Source organism: Candidatus Hydrogenedentota bacterium (assembly GCA_035416745.1).
Classification (GTDB): Bacteria; Hydrogenedentota; Hydrogenedentia; order Hydrogenedentales; family SLHB01; genus UBA2224.
In genome coordinates this window covers 1-19182 of the sequence record DAOLNV010000007.1, presented here as the reverse complement: position 1 = coordinate 19182, position 19182 = coordinate 1, and the positions used below count along the sequence as shown (strand labels likewise).

Genomic DNA, 19182 nt, shown 5'->3' with positions numbered 1-19182 from the left:
CCCAGGGGCAAGTCAGTATAAGGGAACGGCCGGAGGCCTACAAAACTCCGGATGCCGCCTTCGCGCGCGTATTTGTACCCGCAGCCATTCATACGGTACTGTTCTACGCGAACCGTGAAAAGGAGACGAAGCATGGCCGAAGAAACCATTTTCGGAAAGATCCTGACGGGCGAAATCCCTTCAAAGGAAGTCTATTCCGACCGGGAGTTCTACGCGTTTCGCGATGTCAATCCCGGTGCGCCGACCCACGTGCTCATCGTGCCCCGCAAGCCTATCGCGAAAGTGACTGATCTCACGGAGGCGGACGCCGCCCTCGTCGGCAGAATGATCCTCGCCGCAAACAAGATCGCAAAACAGGAAGGGCTCACCGAGAAAGGCTTCCGCTACGTCATCAACTGCGGCGAATGGGGCGGGCAGACGGTCTTTCACCTGCACATGCACATCCTCGGCGGCCGCGCCATGGCATGGCCGCCCGGATGAGGGGAAACACGCCCATGCGGATTGATGCCCAAACGCGTCTTTGCGCGGTCATTGGAAACCCCGTCGAACATTCCCTGTCGCCCGCGATACACAACGCGGCGTTCCAGGCGGCCGGGCTCAATTACGTCTATACCGCGTTCCGGGTCGAAGACGTGGCCGCCTGCCTGGCCGGCATGCGCGCATTGCACGGGTTCCGCGGCATGAGCGTAACCATCCCGCACAAGATGGCCGTCATGGCCCACCTTGACGAGATCGAGCCCATGGCCCAGCGCGTTGGCAGTGTCAACACCATCACCAACGACGGCGGACGCCTCATCGGCGCCACCACGGACGGCCCCGGCACCTTGCGCGCGTTCGAGGAAGCCGGCGTCTCGCTGGACGGCAAACGCGTCCTCTTCATCGGGTCGGGCGGAGCGGTGCGCGCCGTGGCCTTTGCCGTCGCCGAACTCACCCGCGCCGAATCCATTACCGTCATTGGACGCACCCCGGCAAGGGTCGCCGCCATCGTCGACGATGTCGCCGCCAAGACCGCCATACCCGTCAAGGCCGCCAATCTGGCTACCGGGCTCGCGGACGCCGTGGCCAACAGCCACGTCCTCATCCAAGGCACCCCGATTGGCATGCACCCCAACCCCGGCGAAACGCCCGTGCCCAAGGACTTGCTTAGACCTCACCACGTGTGCTTCGACATGGTCTACCGTCCCAACAAGACCCGGTTTATCCAGGAGGCCGAAGCCATCGGATGCTCCGTCGTCCTCGGCATCGAGATGCTCCTCAACCAGGCCGTGCTGCAATTCGAGCGATGGGCCGGGCGCCCCGCCCCTCTCCCTGCCATGCGCACCGCGGCCCTCCAAGCCCTCGGCGAAGAGTGAAGGACGCAGGGTCCTGGGGAACGCAGCGCGGCCGTTGGCCGCAACCAAAGCGGTGTTCCTGAAAAGGCCGTTCTCAAAGCCCGGGGGCGCCAGAGAATCGCCCAACGCAACTCACGTGGACCACGTGACGCAGCCCTGGGATATTGGCGTCGTCATCATCCAGCCCCGTAGGAGCGGCAGAGGCCGCACGTCAGCGCCGCTCAGTCTTTCCAGCGGATGCGAGCAGCATAGACGCTGTTGTCAGAGCCATACTTCTCGCATCCCACAGGTTGCATCCATTCGGCCACGGTAACCCACGTTTCTTCCGCGCTGACCTCGACGACCCCGAAGTTGCCCAGGCGGGCGCCGCGTTCGGGCACAAGGATGCGCTCGGTATCACGCAAGACGCACATCCGCGCGGGATCGACTTGTGCCATCACCAGGGGCGCGCGATGGCGGAACACATGATCGTTGTTGAGTCCCCGCCGGGTGTACACCAGAAACAATGCGTCGTTGTGAACAACCCAATGCTGCTGGGTGTTGTAGTTCCCCAGCTCTTCCCCGTCGTCAAACCGCCACATTACCGGTTCGCCAAAATGGAGTCCGTCGCTGCCGCTCGTGACATAACCGGCCTCGTCGTTGCGGAGCGTGAGGAAATAGCGGCCGTTGCAGAACGCGAGGGACGGCTCGACAAAACCCCGCTGCACCGCGATGGTCAATTCGTCGCCGTGTTCGACGTAGGACAGCGTTTCGCCGTCAAAGGAACAGCGCGCGACGGCCGCGGCGTTCTGGGTTTCGCCCTCGGCTTTGAAGTAAATGGGAAGCAGGATGTCGCCGTTGGGCAAATCGACGCGCTGGGTGCAACCAGCCCCGGCATTAAAGAACTTCGGAACATCCGGCATCACCATGCTTTTCCAGGGAGCCCACGAGCGTTGGTCCGGGTCATAGACTGAGTACGCCGTGAAGCGTTTGCGCACCTCGATGAGCTTGTTGTCTCGATACAGAGCGGAATGGCCCGTGCCCAGGAGTCTGCCGGTCTTGGCGTGCCATTTCGGCGTAAAATCGCATACAACGGCGACAATACCATCCTCGACATTCCGGCGGCCAAGGGTCTCGTGTTCGGTGGGCCCGGCCCATGTCTTACCCAAGTCTTCCGTCCGCATCTCGTTGAGGGCGTAGAACACGTCGGAACCGCTCAAGAGCAGTTTCTGCATCGTGAGCACAACGATGGGCGGCTCCCCCGGAATCGCGCCAGCGCGGGGATGCACCCAGCAGGTCTCCTTGTCGAACCCGGATGTTATGGTGTCGAGTTGCACATCGTACGATACGCGAGGCACGTCCGGGGATGCCGTACCGGCGGCTTCGGCAACGCAAGGCGCCCCCAAAACCGCAACGGCCAGGGCAATGACAGAAACGCGACTCATGGAGACGTCTCCTCGGGCTTGGCGTGATCCATAACCTGATTCTTCATCCAGCCGTATATGCTGTCCCCGATTTGGCGGTACCCGGTCTCAGCGGGATGTACGCCGTTGTTCTGGCGAATAACGGTTTCGTCGTTGCGCGCGTTGACCGGCTGGCTCGCGGCCGGGAAATTGTGCACACAATCCAGATTGACGTAAGCGGGGATAAAGGTCACATTGGGCGCCTGGGCGTAATGCTCAGCCATGCGTTCGACAGCTCGGTGTTGATTTCGCCGGTATTGCCACCGCGTCTGGCCAGTCCCGTAGTCGGCGCCAAAGGCGTCTTGCGACGTTGTCGGCGGCACCGGCTGTATCAAGCCGATGCGGATGGCCGGGGACGCGCCGTGGATCATCGCAACAAGCGCGTCCATGTGCACCAACATGTCGTCAATCACGTTCTCGATGTTCCCCTCATCCGCGCCGAAGGTATCGTTGCAGCCCAGGAATATGCTTACGAAATCCGGCAGCTTTCCCCCGTTGACATCGTCGCAGTACCGCTTGAAATCGAGGACCCGGCTACCTTCCGGGGTCTCGTACAGAAATGGGCTGCCGCGTTCGGCATACGGACCGGTACGGGCAACGCCGGTCCATTGTGTTGCGAACCGCTTGGCCGTCCAGCCCCCATAACCTTCGTGGCGATTTGCACCAAGGGGCTCGTCTATTCCGTGCGAGCCAACCAGGGTTAGTCTGGGATTGCCGTCGCTGGCGCAGAGGTCCAGCAGGTGCTGCGAATAAACCGAGGCGTGGGTAAGGCTGTCGCCTATCAGCAGCATCGACACCTCGCCGCCAGAGCCCGCCCCTGCAGGCGCCACACGAACAGTTGTAGCGCCCTCGGCAACGGTTTCGTTTTCTCCGTTGCGCACTACCAGCGTAAGCGGATAATCGCCCGCATCATCCGCACCAGGCGCGTAGCGCCAGCATTCCGCCAGCTGCACGCCTTTGGAGCAGTTCACGTCGAACGTGTAGTCGCCGGGGTCAAGCACAAGGACAACGTTGTCAAAATAGAGGTTACACTCGATTCCCGGGGCGGCGTAAACGGTCTTCGGCAGCGCCAGGCGCACGTTCTCCTGGGCCACGGCCCAGCACGGCGCAAGCGCCATTGCCACGGCAATTCGGATCATCAGCATCGTAGGCCTCATAAGCGTTTCCCCCTGTTTCAAGCATCCGCGAGCATAGCGTTTCATCGTCTCGATATACAAGGCGTACGGCCGCCAGGCGTATGGCTGCCGTCATGCCCTGCGGAAATCATGAAAAGCCCTCGCGCGTTGACGTATCATACAACCAGCTCCTGTGGGCGCGGCCTGTACCTGCCTTGTGGCACCTGGTCACGAATGGCCCACAGTAGCCGGATGATCGCAATGCAAAGCGCACCGAAATCGTTCAGATTGCACATCGGCCTGTTCGGACGCCGCAACGTCGGAAAATCGAGCCTGCTCAACGCCATCACGCGGCAGGAGGTCTCAATCGTATCGCCTCACGCAGGAACGACGACCGATCCGGTCGAGAAACCCATGGAATTGCTGCCCCTGGGCCCCGTCCTGTTTATCGACACAGCGGGGATTGACGATTCAGGAGGCCTTGGCGAGCTCCGCACACAGCGCACACGACAGGTGTTTGACCGCACGGATTTGGGCGTCCTGGTGGCGGAACCCGGCACGTGGGGGGAATTCGAGCATGATATCCTCGAGGAGTTCGCTCAGCGCCAAGTCCCCGCCATCGTCGTGTTCAACAAGAGCGACCTGTGCCGGCCCGACCCGGGCCTGCTCGTAACCCTCGAGCAACGCGGCGTCCCCGTGGTCCTGACCGCCGCGAACACGGGCGCCGGAATCCTCGATTTTCGCCAAGCCCTGCTTGATAGCGTCCCCGACGAGTTCATCAATAGTCCCACGATACTCGGCGACCTCGTCGGCGCGGGAGAGATGGCTGTTCTGGTAGTCCCCATCGACAAGGAAGCCCCGAGAGGCCGCCTCATCATGCCCCAGGTGCAGTCGATCCGCGATCTGCTGGACAACGGCGCCTTCTGCATGGTCGTAAAGGAACGCGAACTGCGCCAAGCCCTCGAACGGCTCAACCAGCCGCCAAAACTCGTGGTGACCGACTCGCAGGCGTTCCTCCAGGTCGCCGCCGACACGCCGCGGGACATCCCGATGACCAGCTTCTCCATCTTGTTCTCCCGGTTCCGGGGCGATCTGGTCCAGCAAACCCTCGGCGCCATGACCATCGACACCTTGCGGACAGGCGACCGTATCCTCGTCGCGGAGCATTGTACCCATCACCCTATTGCTGACGACATCGGCCGCGTTAAGATCCCCCGCTGGCTCACGGAATACGCCGGCGGCAAGCTGAACTTTGAATGGGTGCAAGGCCATGACTTTCCGGAGGACGTCACCCCCTATAAGCTGGTCATTCACTGCGGTGCATGTACGGCGAACCGCCGCGAAATGCTGACCCGCATCCTCAAGTGCCGCCAGGCAGGCGTGCCAATCACCAATTACGGATTGACCATCTCGTACAGTCTGGGCATTTTTGAGCGGGCGCTGGAACCATTCCCGGCGGCCTTGGACGCCTACCGCGAAGCGCGGGCAGCGCTCGGAACCGGTTCGCGGAAGCGCGTCCCGGACGCGGCAGCCGCGGCCGACGACCGCTGAACCCCGGGAAACGCGGTACACCATGGCGACGAAATCATCAAACAGCCCGGAAATGCTCACCGAATCCCAAATTCTGGTTTGGCTTCGCGAAAACGAGCTCGCACGGTTGGAAGAATTGTGGATCCTTGCGGACGCCGTCCGCCGGGCCCATGTCGGTGACGAGGTTCATCTCAGGGGCCTTGTCGAGATCTCCAACCACTGCATCCGCCAGTGCGGCTACTGTGGTCTGCGGTCCGGCAACCGTACGCTCGGGCGCTACCGCATGACCGAAGCGGAGGTCATGGACTGCGTTGCCGAAGCCCTGCGCTTTGGTTACGGTACCGTGGTCATGCAATCGGGTGAAGACTACGGCATCCAGACCGAGTGGCTGGCAAACATCATCCGGCGCATCAAGACCGAAACGCCTCTTGCGGTCACATTGAGCCTGGGCGAACGCCCCATCGAGGATCTCCGGGCGTGGCGCGAAGCGGGCGCAGACCGCTACCTCCTGCGTTTCGAGACCTCCAACCGCGAACTCTACCGGCTTATCCACCCCGACGCGCGGGGCCAGGTCTCTGACCGCGTTGCCCTCCTCCGGCAGTTGCGCGCCCTCGGCTACGAAACCGGAAGCGGGGTAATGATAGGCATTCCCGGACAGACGTACGCCAGTCTCGCCCACGACATCGACATGTTTCGCACCCTCGATCTGGACATGATCGGCGTGGGACCGTATATTGAGCATCCGGAAACCCCCCTGGGCAGGGGGGAATGGCGTTGTCCCGACCCCGAGGGCGAACCGGTTCCCAATACCGAGTTGATGACGTACAAGGTAGTAGCATTGACGCGCATCGTCTGTCCGGAAGCCAATATTCCGAGCACCACGGCATTGGCCACCTTGAACCGCGTCCAGGGCCGCGAACTCGGATTAGCGCGGGGAGCAAATGTCATTATGCCGAACCTAACGCCGCCGCAGTATCGAAGCCAATACGAGATCTATCCCGCAAAGGCTTGCATCCAAGAGACTTCGCGGGCGTTTCACACGGACATGCTGGCGCGCATCCGTGCCATGGGTCGCGAACCAGGGAGGGGACCGGGAGGACGCATTCACGGTTCTAAATGAGAAAATCGCTGTTTTTCCCAGTTACAGGAGTGCGCAGGCAGTATGGGGCGGTCCAAGGCAAAATACGAACTCGGCCATTCGCATCTCGAGCGGCTGGTCCACTACTTCCACTTTCTAAGCGAACAGTCCGATCTCCGCAAAGCGGCCACCGTATCCAGCCGCGAACTGGCCCAGCTTCTCGCCATGGACGACACCCAGGTTCGCAAAGATCTGGCGGCCATTGGCGTCCGGGGCGTTCCCCGTGTCGGGTACAGCGCCTCGGAAGTGATAGAAGCTATCCGTGAAGTCCTCGGGTTCGACAAAATTCACAAAGCCATCCTGGTTGGAGCCGGACGCTTGGGAGGGGCACTCGCGGCGTATCGGGGATTTGTGAAGTATGGATTGCGCATCGTGGGCCTGTTCGACGACGACCCGGGGAAAGTCGGGACTACGATTGGCGGCCATTTTGTCTACAGCACCGGCGAACTCGAGACAGTCATCACGCGGAATCAGGTCCGGCTCGCCATTCTGGCCGTTCCGGCCGAGGCCTGCCAGGACCTCGCTGACCGTCTTGTGCGCGCCGGCATATCGGGTATCTGGAATTTCGGGCCTACCACCCTCACCGTTCCCCCAAACGTCGTAGTGCGTCACGAACACATTGTCGTGGGACTCGCCGAGCTGGCTTACCACCTCCAGCGCGAACGGGAAGATGCAGACCCCGCCGCCCAGTGAGCCCAGGGGTGTGCTGCGCAGATGCCCAACTGCGGGGCAAGCCCTTATTGCAGCAAGGAAGATGGGCTCGGCTATGGCATCCCATGTAAGTTCTTTGATATGATACGTTGCTGCTGGCTGGAGTCGATGGCTGCAATTCTCATCTCCGCTCATTGACCGAACGTCTCGAACGGAAGGGGACATCGCCGGAACCGTAGCAAGGCGTGCACCATGTACATCGCAAACAAGAGGAAGTCTTAATATGCCTAATGATCCCCTTACACCATACGGCAACCGCCCGATGGTCACGCCCATCGTCAACGCGGTGAATTACGAATACGCCTCGTTTGAAGTATTGCGCCAGATTACGGACGGCGAGGTCGAGGGGTACACCTATCACCGGGACGATAACCCGACCGTGCGTGAGGTGGAACACAAAATCGCGGCGCTCGAGGAAGCGGAAGACTGCATCGTCTGCACTACCGGAATGGCTGCCTGCACCATGGCGTATCTGACCTATCTGCGCACCGGCGACCATTTCATCATTTTTCATGACACGTACGGCGCCAACTATAAGGTCGCCCTTATCCTCGAGCAGCTGGGCGTCCAGGTGACATGGCTCGATGACAATGACGCCGAACAAATTGAAAAGCACGTTCAACCGAACACGCGCATGATCTTTCTGGAGACCCCCACCAATCCGCTCTGTAAGACCATTGACATGCAGCACGTCCGCCACGCCGCCGACACGGTGGGCGCCCTGATGGTCGTCGACAATACGTTTGCGACTCCCTACCACCAGCTTCCGCTCAAATTCGGCGCGGACCTCGTGATCCACAGCGCAACGAAGGCGCTCGGAGGACACAACGACATCATGGCCGGCGCCATTGCCAGTTCCAAAGAACATTACAACGACCTGTGGTTTACCCGCCAGGCCATCGGAACCACCCTTGACGCTTATAGCGCGTTTCTGCTGAGCCGCGGACTGAAGACGTTCGAGCTGCGCGCAGCAACCATGGCGCACAACGCCCAGAAGGCCGCCGAGTTTCTCGCAACACAGCCGAAGATATCGCGCCTCTCCTATCCGGGTCTGCCCAGTTGTCCCGACCACGAGATCGCAAAGAGACAGATGGTGCGCGGCTTCGGGGGCATGATGGCCTTCGACGTAGGCAGCAGCCAGGACGATGCCAAGGAGTTCATCAACCGGCTCAAGGTGATCTATCACGCGGTAAGCCTCGGCGCAACGGAGTCTCTCATCTGCATTCCCGTCTTGACAACGATGCTGTACCTTCCCCCGGAAAGACGAACCATTTTCGGCGTGCGCGAGAATACGGTGCGCCTGTCCCTGGGGATCGAACCGGTTGAACGGATCCTGGAAGACCTGGACCAGGCGCTCTCCGCCGTCTAGGACGGGTGCGCCAGCCTTGTCCCGTATCATGGCGATTGCGGAGGGTGTCTTTCCAGAACGCAGGTTCTGACAGGACATGGCCTTGGGCGAGAGGGGCAGACCATGACTCGCGACAGAGTGCCGGTAATCGCGATAGAAGACCTTCACGTGGAGTTCAAAACACCCTTGGGACGGTCTGTGACCGCCGTTGATAAGCTCGATCTGTTAGTAAGACAGGGGGAGGTCGTGGGCTTTATCGGACCCAACGGCGCGGGCAAGACGACAACCATCAAGGTGCTGATGGGATTCCTAAAGCCTGACCGGGGCCAAGTCAGCGTATTTGGCGAAGCCGCCGGCTCTATTGGAGCCCGGCGCCGCGTTGGATATCTCCCGGAAGTGGCCGTTTACTATCCCTTTCTGACCGCGCGCGAGGCCCTGCGCCTGTACGCAAAACTCGCCGGCATGCCGCGCCGCGACCGGGAGCAGAATATCAGCCAGCTCATGGAAAAGGTCGGCTTGGCCGGCCGCGAGCGCGAACGGCTCAGCGGATTCTCGAAGGGTATGTTGCAGCGCGTAGGAATCGCCCAAGCCATAATGGGCGAACCGGAACTTCTGATTCTGGACGAGGTGACTTCCGGTCTGGACCCCGTGGCGCGGCACGATGTCCGGGCGATTCTCATGGATTTCAAGTCTCGGGGCAAAACCGTGTTCTTTTCCTCTCATGAATTGACGGAAGTGGCCTTGTTGTGCGATCGCATCGTCCTTCTTGATGAGGGCAAGGTCATTGAAGAAGACGAACTCGGTCATATGCTGGCCTCGTCGAAGTCCATAGTCGTACGTGCGCAACTCACCGGCTCGCCCGGCGAGCTGCCCGGCAGCGTGATCGTCCGGGCGTCCGGAGACGGCGAGCAGGTCTACGCGGCCGATAGCTGGGAAGCCGCCCAGGACCTTCGCGCGCGCCTGGAGGCCCATGGCGCCAGGATCCTTGACGTGCGAGAGGAGCCGCCCTCGCTTGAGGACTACTTCGTCCGGAAACTCGGGCATAAGACGACGTAACGCTCGTGGCCGGGCGCTCCGCGCAAGGGAGAAAGACGATGGAAAAACTGCTTGGCATCGCGCAGGCCACCATTCTCGAATCTGTCCGCCGAAAAGACCCATACGTCGTGCTCATTCTGGGGTTTGCCATCGTGCTCGGCGCGGGCCTGTTCAACCAGTTCGGCATCGAGGGGCTCGAAAAATTCGTCAAGGACGTTGCCTTGACGGTAACCAATATCCTATGCATCGTCATATGCGTTGTCGCGGCGGCGCGCCAGCTTCCGGTCGAAATCGCCAACCGCACGCTCTATCCGCTTCTCGCCAAGCCTGTCAACCGGACAACCGTCTTCCTGGGCAAGTACCTCGGCGTTGGGTTGATGAGTTCAGCCGTTGTTGTTCTGTTTTGGGCGGAATTACAGCTCCTCTTCCTGGCATTCGGAATTTCCCCGGGAGCGATCTTCTTTCAGGCCCTGTATTTGCGGATACTCTCGATGTGGCTGATTGCCGCTGTTGTTATAACCCTGTCCCTCTTCCTTACTCACGGCGCAAACGTAACCATCTCGCTCTTGCTCTGCCTGGCCATGAGCACCTTCGCGAACACGATCCTCGCGGTGCACGACGAGTTGCAGGGGACGGCCCGCCGGGTTGCAGAGGGGGTTTACTGGGTGGCGCCTCATCTGGAGCTCTTTGACCTTTCAAAGAAAGTGATTCATGAATGGCCGTCAATTCCCGCCGGGGCCCTGGCGGCGCTGACGGCGTATGCGGTGCTGTACGCGGCCATCTTCATCGGCCTTGGGTCGTGGCGTTTTCGGCGTATCGCCCTGTGACGCATATTCCAGGATTCCGGGAGTGCTGATATGTGGTCAAAGCTGTTTCCCTTGTTGCTTATCCCCGGCTTTGCCCTCTGCGGACTCTTTGTCCGGCTGTACAATGCGCAGGTCGAAGAGGTGCACACTCAATTCACCGCGGAGGAAATGGATGCCGCGAGAGAGTCCATCGCGCTGAGTTTGATGGGGCAAATTCAGTTCACCGCGCACAGCCTTATCTGGATGAAGACCCTCGAATATCTACACAACGGTGTGGCTCTGCGAATACCTACCGAAGCCGAAGAAGCGCGGGGGCTTCATGCCCATGAGGCAACGGACGTAGCCACGGGCTTGAGTCACAAGTGCGGCGTGCCTGTCGCCTTGAGTGACGAAACAGACTGGCGGGGGCCCGTTGGGCGTCTTCATCGAATGATTACGCCCAGCATGGAAATCCATGGCCACAGCAACCCCACCGAACTCATCCCCTGGTACCAGCTGACATTGAAGCTCAATCCCAACCTCGAACGCCTTTATACGCTGGGAGGGTTCATCATGGCGGATTTCGCCGGTGAACCACAGAAGGCCCTGGAGTTGCTCGAGGCCGGCGTCAAAGCGAACCCATGGACATTCGAGATCCGTGCCGCGTTGGGCAGGCATCTCTTCGACTATCACGACCGGCTTGGCATGACTCCTGAACAAGCCTATCAAAAGGCCGCGTCGGTTCTCGAGGAGGCCATCCGTTGCGGCAAAGACGAAAAAGCGCGTGTCGAAAAGGCTCACGGCAATCTTGACGAGTACCAGGAACAATTGTTCGCGGAGTCGTATCTCTTTCTTGCGAAGAGCCTGACAGAACTCGGCCAGTATGAAAAAGCCCTCGCTGTATGCGACGAAGGTTTCAAAGCAACCGGATATAACCTCATCAGGGTGCAGAAACGCGTCACGGCCAAGCGCATGGATGAAAATGAGGCAAGGAAGTAGGGGGAGACCTGACGGCTCTTCGGGAATCGGTCCCGGACCCGGATCCCCGCCCTGGCATGATTGAATCAGCCCGTTGTTTCTTGCATAGTGCACGCTCCCGTTGGTCTTTACCGGCCAACTACCAAGATGCGTGAGGCGTGGGCAACGGGCGCCCGTAACCTCCCTGTTTGTGCAATTGGCTGACAATCTGGCGATGGAGGTCTTGACGATGTCGCGAATTCTTTCTTCTCTCACCTGGACATGCGTTTTTCTAATACCTTGTGCGGCCAAGGCATCCGCGGAAGAGACCGTGCTGCCATATGGCGATGCCCCCCAGCCAGTCTCCATCGGCCATTTCCCGGACCGATTGCATGAGTTCATATGGCGCAACTGGAATGCTGTCGAGCCGGCGAAGCTGGCGGATATTCTCGGCGCGTCGGTCGAGCAGGTCACGGCGGTGGCGACATCGATGGGGCTCCCCGCCGAACCGGCGGTATCGCCTGACCTGAAGAAGCGGGGATACGCTACCCTGATCCGCCGAAACTGGCATCTTCTGCCATATGAGCAACTGCTTCAGCTTGTCGAGATGTCTCCCGAGCGCCTGGCGTTCACGTTGCGTGAGGAGGACTTCCTATGGATCAAGCTGGGCCGCCTCAAACCCAAGTGTGACCCGATTCACTACGAGACGCCGAGCGAGGCGGCAAAGTCGAGGGCAGCCGCGATCCGCGGCGTGGTCGAAGAAGTGTTCGGCAGCGAAATCAGCGCTCCGGAAGCGCCTCGCTTCGATTTCGTCCGGCAGCTCAGGGAGCTTCCCCCCTCCTACACCCCGCCGGCGTCCGTAAGCATCACGACTGATCCCCGGCGGCTGGTCTATTCGTACGTTGCCGTATATGGCGATCCCCTGCTGACCCCCGAACTGAACCCCTACCCCGACGGACTGCTGGCGCGCCTGTCGGAAGCCGGGATCAACGGCGTCTGGCTTCAGGGTCTCCTGAGAGATCTGGCGCCGGGAGGCGGCGCATTTCCGGAGTTTGGCGCTGACCACGAAAAACGCCTGGCAAACCTCAGAGAACTGGTGCAGCGCGCGAAAACGTTCGGCATTGGCATCTACCTTTACATCAACGAGCCACGGGCCATGCCCAGCTCGTTCTTCAAGGGCCATCCCGACATGGCGGGCGTTCAGGAAGGAGACTTGACCGCCCTCTGCACCTCGCAGCCCGCTATCCGCACCTGGATGAGCGAAGCTCTGGCCTACGTTTTCCGGGAAGTGCCGGAATTGGCTGGCGTGTATGCGATCACGGCATCGGAAAACCTCACCAACTGCGCATCCCACGGCGCCTGGACGTCATGTGAACGGTGCAAAACACGCAGCGATGGCGACATCCTTGCCGAAGTCGTCAGCGTCATCGAGGAGGGCGTGCACCGGGGCAACCCGAATGCCGCGGTCTTGATCTCCGACTGGGGCTGGCGCGGCCACGGCGACGCGCCCGACATCATCGCCCGCCTGCCCAAATCCGTGTATCTGATGTCCGTGAGCGAGTGGCACTTGCCGATCGAGCGGGGCGGTATCAAGTCTACGGTAGGCGAATACTCGATCTCATCAGTGGGTCCTGGTCCGCGTTCGCTTGCCCAATGGAAAGTGGCGCGCGAAACAGGATTGAAGACGGGCACGGAGATCCAGTTCAACAACACCTGCGAAATCGCCACGATCCCTTATCTTCCGGTAATGGATTTGATCGCGGAGCATTGCACCAACTTGCGGCAGGCCGCCCAACTGGACGCTATGCTCATTGGCTGGACCATGGGCGGCTTCCCCTCCCCCAATTTCCAGCTCGCGCACCGGTTGAGCCTCACCCCTGCCCCGAGCGCCGATTCCGTGCTGGATGGATTGGCCGCGGAGCGGTTTGGCTCCGAAGGCGCGCCCCATGCCCGCAAGGCATGGACCCTGATGAGCGAAGCTTTTCGCGAGTACCCGTTTCATATCAGCGTTGTGTACACCTGCCCCGTCCAGTGCGGCCCCGCCAATCCCATTTATCCAACAAAGACCGGTTACAGCGCGACGATGTGGGGTTTCCCCTACGACGATCTGAACGGGTGGCGCGGCCCATATCCGCCAGAGATCTTCGCCGCGCAGTTCGAGAAAGTCGCACAGGGCTGGCAGCTCGGCATCGCGGAACTCGAAGCCGCAGTGCAGAAGACTCCCCAAGACTTGCGTGCCGAAGCGCAGGGAGACCTTCGTCTGGCCCGAGCCGCCGCAATCCATTTTCAGGCGGTGGCTAACCAATCCCGGTATGTGATAGCACGCGACGCGCTGGCTGGCCCGCGGGAGGCATTGACTCCCGAGCAGCGGGACCGGCACAGGGCCGAGCTCAGGCGGTGTCTGGAATCCGAGCTCGCCCTCGCCCGCCAGCTCTTCACAATCACCCGGGAAGATTCACGAATCGGTTTCGAACCTTCGTGCCAGTACTTCTATCTCCCGCTGGATCTCGTGGAGAAAGTGGTCAATTGCCGCTGGCTCCTCGAGCAGATAGAAGGCTGATGCCCATCGTGGCGGGAGATTGCGCAGCGTCACAAACGGTTACGGAGTTGCCGCTAACGCTTCGATTAGATTAGGAGAAACGAAAGCGATGCCTTCGGCTGCTCCGAACACGTATGCACCGGCACGGAGGGCATCGCCTAAGCAACAGGACCGGAGATTGAGGGAGTTGCGAGCCATGACACGAATTCTCCTGCCGAAACTGTTTGTGACCGCGTGGTTCGTGGCGTGCTTCTCGGCTCCGGCGGCGGAGAATGCCGAAGCTAGCGCCCCAGATACAGGTTTCCTGTGGCAAATCGGCGTTCGCGACAACGACAATTCCGAGTTTGCGTTGTCCCCAGCGGATTACTCCCGGTACGAGCGGGATGGCTTCTTTGTGGTAGGCCAGTCTGAAACAAAGCACGATTGGCCGTATTTCCAGCCCGGACCGGCCGACCTCGCTTTCGGGAGCAGGCCGCACACCTTCACCATCGTCTTCGGCCTGAGCCCGAACAGTCTGGCCGGGGAATGCCGCCTGCAGGTGGACCTCATCAATACCCATTACGAACAGCCCCCCGAACTGGAGATTGCGATCAACGACTCCAGGTTCCGGCAACAGATGCCGCTCGGCGGCGATGATTCCGCCTACTACGGAGAACCCGCCAAGGGCCAGGAACACTGCTTCAGCGTTCCTTTTGATGCGGGCCTCCTCAAACCCGGTCGAAACCAAATCAGAATCACGACGCTCTCCGGGAGCATGATCCTCTACGATTGGCTTGGGCTCGAAGCGCCGGCAGGGGCTGCCCTCGAAGCCGTTGCCGGGACATTTCTTTCCGATTGCGAGGCCACACCTCATCTCCTCATAGAGCAGCAAGACGCCTTATTCCGGCCGGTATCGGCCACGATTCGTCACTTCGGCCCGCCGGCCGACCTCTCCCTTTCTGTTGCGGGCCGCGAGATCGGGAAGCAGACCATCGATGCCGGTACGACTGACGCCGAATTCCTGGTGGCCGCATCCGGGGCCGAGCAGCATCTCCTCTTGACATTCAGCACTCCCGATGGCGTAGTTGCAGAGGAATCCGTGACGTTGAGACCGGCCCGCATGCTCGAGATCTACCTGCTCCCCCACTCGCATGTCGACATCGGCTACACCGACATCCAGACAAAGGTCGAAAAGGACCAGTGGGCGTTCATCGAACAAGCCGTCGCCGCCGCACAACAGGCCGAGAACCTGCCTGCCAAGGCCCAATTCAAATGGAATGTCGAAGTGCTTTGGCCCGTGGAAGGCTATCTTAAACAAGCCTCCCCCGAGAGCCGCGCCGTGTTCATCGACGCCGTCAAACGCGGACAGATCGGGCTGGACGCGTTCTACTGCCACGAACTTGCCGGCCTTTGCCGTCCCGAGGAACTCGTGCAACTGCTTGCATTCGCCCGCGAAATGAGAAAGGCCCTCGGTGTTTCCATAGAATCGGCCATGGTCACGGACTGTCCCGGCTTGACCTGGGGGGCAGTTCCTGTGTTGGCACAGAGCGGCGTGAAATACCTTTCGCTCGGACCGAATATCGGTCACCGCACGGGGCATGCGCGCGAAGCATGGGACAACCGCCCCTTCTGGTGGGTGTCACCTTGCGGGAAATACAAAGTTCTGTGCTGGCAGACGGATAACGCATACCAGCCCATATTCAATAACCAGGAAGAACTCTTTGCGTTTCTGAAGGACTCCGAACGTCAAATCTCTGCGTATCCATACGACATCCTCTACTATCGCCAGTGCAAAGGAGATAACCAGGGCCCAGACCCGGCTCTCTCTGCATTCGTGAACGATTGGAACGCACGGTACGCATCTCCGAAGCTGGTCATTGCCACAACGGCCGAGCTGTTTCGCGCATTCGAGAACCGTTATGGAGAAAGTATCCCCTCGGCCAGAGGGGACTTCTCTCCTTATTGGGAGGACGGAGCGTGTTCGTCGGCACGCGAAACAGCCATCAACAGAGCTGCCGCGGAACGCCTCGTCCAGGCCGAAACGCTTTGGGCCCTTTTCAACGCAGGCCCGTTCCCGAAAGAAGAATTCCGGGACGCGTGGCGAAACGTTATTCTGTACGATGAGCACACCTGGGGCGCACGCAGCTATATCGGCTCGAGCAGTTCCTTCTCTCCCGGCACGGAAGAATACGATGCCCAGTGGCGCATCAAACAGGCGTTCGCACTGGATGCCGAGACCCAATCGCACGCGCTTCTGGAAAAGGCACTGGCGGAACGGCGGGCTTTATCCGCGCCCATCGCCGCTGTGGATGTCGTGAATACGTGTTCATGGCCGCGCTCGGACCTGCTCATACTGCCCAAGGATTTTCCCGTTCGGGGAGACTCTGTTCACGATATCGATGGCAACGAGCTTCCCGCGCAACGTCTGGCCGCCGGTGAATTGGCCGTTATAGTACAGAACGTGCCCCCCTTTGGCACACTGCGTTTGATCTTCGAGCCGGGAACGGCACGCGCTTCAGGAGCGGCCTGGGCCGAGGGCGCCACATTGACCAACGGCCTTGTTCAGGTGGCGCTGGACGAAACGACCGGCGCCATTCGCCAATTGCGGTGGAACGTCCTGGACGTCGATCTCGCCGAGAGCGAAAGCGCCGGCATCAACAGTTACCACTATATCGCGGGGTTCAATCCGGAAAATGCCGTCTCGAATGGGCCGGTGACAGTCACCATCAAGGATCGCGGGCCGCTCGTAGCATCCATCGCCGCCGAGTCGGATGCGCCGGGATGTAACCGTCTCCTTCGCGAGGTGCGCGTGATCGACGGGCTGAACCGCGTCGATATCTTCAATCTGGCCGACAAGAAGGCTATTCCGCTCGAGAACCTGCTGAAGCCCGAGCCTCAGAAGGAAGGATTTCACTTTGGTTTTGCGTTTGGTGTCCCGGATGGCGTGATGCATATCGATATGCCGTGGTCGGTTGTGCGCCCCGAAATCGACCAGCTTCCCGGGTCGTGCAAGAACTGGTTAAGTGTCCAGCGCTGGGTGGACATTTCGAACCAGGACTACGGGATCACGTGGGCCAGCATGGACGCCCCCGTCATTGAAGTGGGAATGATGAGTCCCCAACCCGCCGATCCCTTCGCGCAGGGCGTGTGGCGCGACTCCATCGAGCAGACCACAACATTCTATTCGTATGTGATGAACAACTACTGGACCACGAACTACCGGCATGATCAAGAAGGAGCGATCCTGTTCCGCTATTCCGTGCAACCGCATCGACGTTTCGACGCCGGGACAGCCGCGCGGTTCGGTATCGAGAGAAGCCAACCGTTGCTCGCCGTTCCGGTCGAAGAGGATGCCCCGCTTCTCGCGTCTCCGATAGGCGCGCTTCCGCCGGGCATTGTCGTCACCGCACTCAAACCGATACCGAACGAGAGCGCGTGGCTATTGCGCCTGTTCGGCGCATCAGGGCGGCCTGAACAGGTTACGTTGAACACGTCTAATGGCGCGCCGCTCCAGGCATGGATAGCCGATCTCGACGGGGCGGCAATCGAGGAAGCCGCTCGCCCCATCACCATTCTTCCGTTCGAAATAGTCACGCTGAAAGTCGAGCGCCCGGCTGACTGAACTCGTGACCGTGATCGACGCTTTTCTCGGTTGTGCGGGCTATTGTTCACGCCATTCGACGATGGAGATGACCGCGTTGCCTTGCGTACGCAGGTTTTCGGCCTCGATGCGAATGGTTCCTCCCTGAGTCATTGTGGCGTCAACGGGCGTCTCAATCCATTTTCCTTCCTGGAAATCATCGAATACCCCGACGCTCTTGCCGCCTACACGGATTTCCTGTTTTCTGCCTCCCATGAAGTGGTCGGGATCGGCGATGTAGAGCCGCAATATGCCCTGGCTGGAGGGCGGGACCTCGAGTTCGATTGCGAGCACACGTTGGCTTGCCCGTGTGTGATAGACACGTCCCGGCCACCCCGCATACGAATATCCGTCGACTTTTCCAAGGGCGTATCCCTCTTCGGCATGGATGACCTCTTTCTCGGGCCTGCCGCAGAGCATGTAGAACTTCGTCCCCTGGCTGCGCAATTCTTCCGCACTTGGCAAGACCTCCTCGTGCGGCCACGCGGGATTGTCGTCGGGCGCGGGCTGCCGGTCTTCGAGAGAAGGCAGAGCTGAGACCGGGGACGCCGGCGCCTGGTACCAATAACAGACGCTCGACAGCTCGTGATAGTACCCCTCATCGCCGACCATGGCCTTCACCGTTTCGTTTTCGTTCTTCGCGAAGTCGATGGTTACGCGCAACGACTGCTCGAAAGGGATCGCGTCATTCAAGAAGAACTTGTAAGCTGCCGCGCCCTGGAAGTACTTGCGGTACCCGCTGACGAGGAATTCGCTTTCGGTCTCGGGGAACCCCCAGCTGAAGCCGAAGGCATCCTCGATGCCTTGAAACTCGACGGAGGGCGTCCCCTCGCCGTCCACGTAGAACATCTCGTTCATATCGACCATATAGGCGGGAGCGCCGGGTTTGCGAATGGTGACGCTCCAGCCGATGAACTTCCCTTTGCCCTGCGTGTCGAGCGCGATATACTCCGCCCGCCCGAGCGGCAGGGATTCCTGATGCCAGTTGGCGTGGAAATACCCGGTCGAGAGCGGCAGACTCTCAAGTGTCCGGTACATCACGTACGAGTAGCACGGCATCTTGGACTGTAGTTCTTGCCCCGGTGGAAGCTCTCCATCGTACGCTACCTCGACCCGCGCCGACTTTCGGTACGGCATGGGAAAATAGCAGTTGAAGCCCCGGCGCTTGTTGAGAACCACCGTTTCGACCGACTCGAACTGCCCGGCCGGGTCGCAAAAGAAGTCCACGAGAGGGCAGTTCACGCTCGGCTCCTCCGCATCATCCCAATAAATCCGGAGGATGGCTTCCCGGCCCAGTTTGAGCGCGCCCGGCATCGCGAAATGCATCATCTCGATGCGGCCCGGCCCCTCGAGACGGGCGACCACAACGGTCTTGGCCGATACGAGTTGTTCTTCAAGCGGATTCTCGACCCACAGCGCGTTTTCAGCCCGGATACGGGGAACGTCCAGGTTGGGCAATTCGCTAAGTTCGTACGCCCACGCGGGCAGAGCGGCCAAAAGCGCAATCACTGCAAAGGCTTTCATTACTCAATCTCCCTATGGCGTTTGGATCAGTTTTCGGCGTCTTTTTTCACAATTTCCTCTGGGAGAAGCAAGGTCTGCGGGGTCATGGCAAAACAGGGAGGAACGGTC

Annotated in this window: 14 protein-coding genes; 11 read left to right on the top strand and 3 right to left on the bottom strand. The window is 60.3% G+C overall.

Features of this window, described 5'->3' with window-relative positions:
- The first annotated feature begins 132 nt into the window (after window positions 1-132).
- Window positions 133-480 (top strand): histidine triad nucleotide-binding protein, encoded by a 348-nt coding sequence (locus PLJ71_04220; protein HQM47867.1) that lies wholly within the window; start codon window positions 133-135, stop codon window positions 478-480.
- Between the two features lie 14 nt (window positions 481-494).
- Entirely contained in the window at window positions 495-1352 is an 858-nt protein-coding gene (locus PLJ71_04215) for a shikimate dehydrogenase (GenBank protein ID HQM47866.1), read from the top strand.
- Window positions 1353-1552: 200 nt separating this feature from the next.
- Here the strand turns inward: PLJ71_04215 and PLJ71_04210 are convergent, their stop codons facing one another.
- Both PLJ71_04210 and PLJ71_04205 read right to left on the bottom strand, forming a co-directional pair.
- Window positions 1553-2755, bottom strand: a complete 1203-nt coding sequence (locus PLJ71_04210; protein ID HQM47865.1) for a sialidase family protein — start codon at window positions 2753-2755, stop codon at window positions 1553-1555.
- The gene (locus PLJ71_04205) at window positions 2752-3930 is read right to left on the bottom strand and encodes a GDSL-type esterase/lipase family protein (protein ID HQM47864.1); all 1179 of its coding nucleotides are present in this window, start codon (window positions 3928-3930) and stop codon (window positions 2752-2754) included. Before PLJ71_04205 ends, PLJ71_04210 begins: the two co-directional genes overlap by 4 nt.
- A gap of 219 nt (window positions 3931-4149) precedes the next feature.
- On the opposite strand from PLJ71_04205, the gene hydF reads away from it, so the two are divergent.
- The 9 genes from hydF (at window position 4150) to PLJ71_04160 (ending at window position 17532) form a co-directional block, all read left to right on the top strand.
- The gene (hydF, locus tag PLJ71_04200; GenBank protein HQM47863.1) at window positions 4150-5439 is read left to right on the top strand and encodes a [FeFe] hydrogenase H-cluster maturation GTPase HydF; all 1290 of its coding nucleotides are present in this window, start codon (window positions 4150-4152) and stop codon (window positions 5437-5439) included.
- A 22-nt stretch (window positions 5440-5461) separates the two neighbouring features.
- Window positions 5462-6538 (top strand): [FeFe] hydrogenase H-cluster radical SAM maturase HydE, encoded by a 1077-nt coding sequence (gene hydE / locus PLJ71_04195; GenBank protein ID HQM47862.1) that lies wholly within the window; start codon window positions 5462-5464, stop codon window positions 6536-6538.
- A 42-nt stretch (window positions 6539-6580) separates the two neighbouring features.
- Window positions 6581-7249, top strand: coding sequence for a redox-sensing transcriptional repressor Rex (locus PLJ71_04190; GenBank protein ID HQM47861.1), 669 nt, complete (start codon window positions 6581-6583; stop codon window positions 7247-7249).
- Window positions 7250-7490: 241 nt separating this feature from the next.
- Window positions 7491-8636 carry an aminotransferase class I/II-fold pyridoxal phosphate-dependent enzyme gene (locus PLJ71_04185; protein ID HQM47860.1) on the top strand — a complete coding sequence of 382 codons (1146 nt, stop codon included), beginning with the start codon at window positions 7491-7493 and terminating at the stop codon, window positions 8634-8636.
- A 102-nt stretch (window positions 8637-8738) separates the two neighbouring features.
- Window positions 8739-9671, top strand: coding sequence for an ABC transporter ATP-binding protein (locus tag PLJ71_04180; GenBank protein ID HQM47859.1), 933 nt, complete (start codon window positions 8739-8741; stop codon window positions 9669-9671).
- A gap of 38 nt (window positions 9672-9709) precedes the next feature.
- Entirely contained in the window at window positions 9710-10477 is a 768-nt protein-coding gene (locus PLJ71_04175) for an ABC transporter permease (GenBank protein HQM47858.1), read from the top strand.
- Between the two features lie 30 nt (window positions 10478-10507).
- Window positions 10508-11434 (top strand): hypothetical protein, encoded by a 927-nt coding sequence (locus PLJ71_04170; GenBank protein ID HQM47857.1) that lies wholly within the window; start codon window positions 10508-10510, stop codon window positions 11432-11434.
- 208 nt (window positions 11435-11642) lie between these two features.
- Window positions 11643-13952: a hypothetical protein gene (locus tag PLJ71_04165; GenBank protein HQM47856.1), complete on the top strand. Its 2310-nt coding sequence runs from the start codon at window positions 11643-11645 to the stop codon at window positions 13950-13952.
- Window positions 13953-14127: 175 nt separating this feature from the next.
- Window positions 14128-17532 carry a polysaccharide lyase family protein gene (locus PLJ71_04160; GenBank protein ID HQM47855.1) on the top strand — a complete coding sequence of 1135 codons (3405 nt, stop codon included), beginning with the start codon at window positions 14128-14130 and terminating at the stop codon, window positions 17530-17532.
- A 39-nt stretch (window positions 17533-17571) separates the two neighbouring features.
- Here PLJ71_04160 and PLJ71_04155 read toward each other — a convergent pair whose 3' ends face one another.
- A complete protein-coding gene (locus PLJ71_04155) occupies window positions 17572-19074 on the bottom strand; it encodes a DUF2961 domain-containing protein (protein ID HQM47854.1) in 1503 nt (500 codons plus the stop codon).
- Between the last annotated feature and the right edge of the window lie 108 nt (window positions 19075-19182).

Coding starts and splice junctions, on each gene's coding strand:
- PLJ71_04170 (HQM47857.1), top strand. CDS start 10,508: ATGTGGTCAAAGCTGTTTCCCTTGTTGCTTATCCCCGGCTTTGCCCTC.
- PLJ71_04160 (HQM47855.1), top strand. CDS start 14,128: ATGACACGAATTCTCCTGCCGAAACTGTTTGTGACCGCGTGGTTCGTG.
- PLJ71_04220 (HQM47867.1), top strand. CDS start 133: ATGGCCGAAGAAACCATTTTCGGAAAGATCCTGACGGGCGAAATCCCT.
- hydF (HQM47863.1), top strand. CDS start 4,150: ATGCAAAGCGCACCGAAATCGTTCAGATTGCACATCGGCCTGTTCGGA.
- PLJ71_04180 (HQM47859.1), top strand. CDS start 8,739: ATGACTCGCGACAGAGTGCCGGTAATCGCGATAGAAGACCTTCACGTG.
- PLJ71_04175 (HQM47858.1), top strand. CDS start 9,710: ATGGAAAAACTGCTTGGCATCGCGCAGGCCACCATTCTCGAATCTGTC.
- PLJ71_04205 (HQM47864.1), bottom strand. CDS start 3,930: ATGAGGCCTACGATGCTGATGATCCGAATTGCCGTGGCAATGGCGCTT.
- PLJ71_04165 (HQM47856.1), top strand. CDS start 11,643: ATGTCGCGAATTCTTTCTTCTCTCACCTGGACATGCGTTTTTCTAATA.
- PLJ71_04185 (HQM47860.1), top strand. CDS start 7,491: ATGCCTAATGATCCCCTTACACCATACGGCAACCGCCCGATGGTCACG.
- hydE (HQM47862.1), top strand. CDS start 5,462: ATGGCGACGAAATCATCAAACAGCCCGGAAATGCTCACCGAATCCCAA.
- PLJ71_04210 (HQM47865.1), bottom strand. CDS start 2,755: ATGAGTCGCGTTTCTGTCATTGCCCTGGCCGTTGCGGTTTTGGGGGCG.
- PLJ71_04155 (HQM47854.1), bottom strand. CDS start 19,074: ATGAAAGCCTTTGCAGTGATTGCGCTTTTGGCCGCTCTGCCCGCGTGG.
- PLJ71_04215 (HQM47866.1), top strand. CDS start 495: ATGCGGATTGATGCCCAAACGCGTCTTTGCGCGGTCATTGGAAACCCC.
- PLJ71_04190 (HQM47861.1), top strand. CDS start 6,581: ATGGGGCGGTCCAAGGCAAAATACGAACTCGGCCATTCGCATCTCGAG.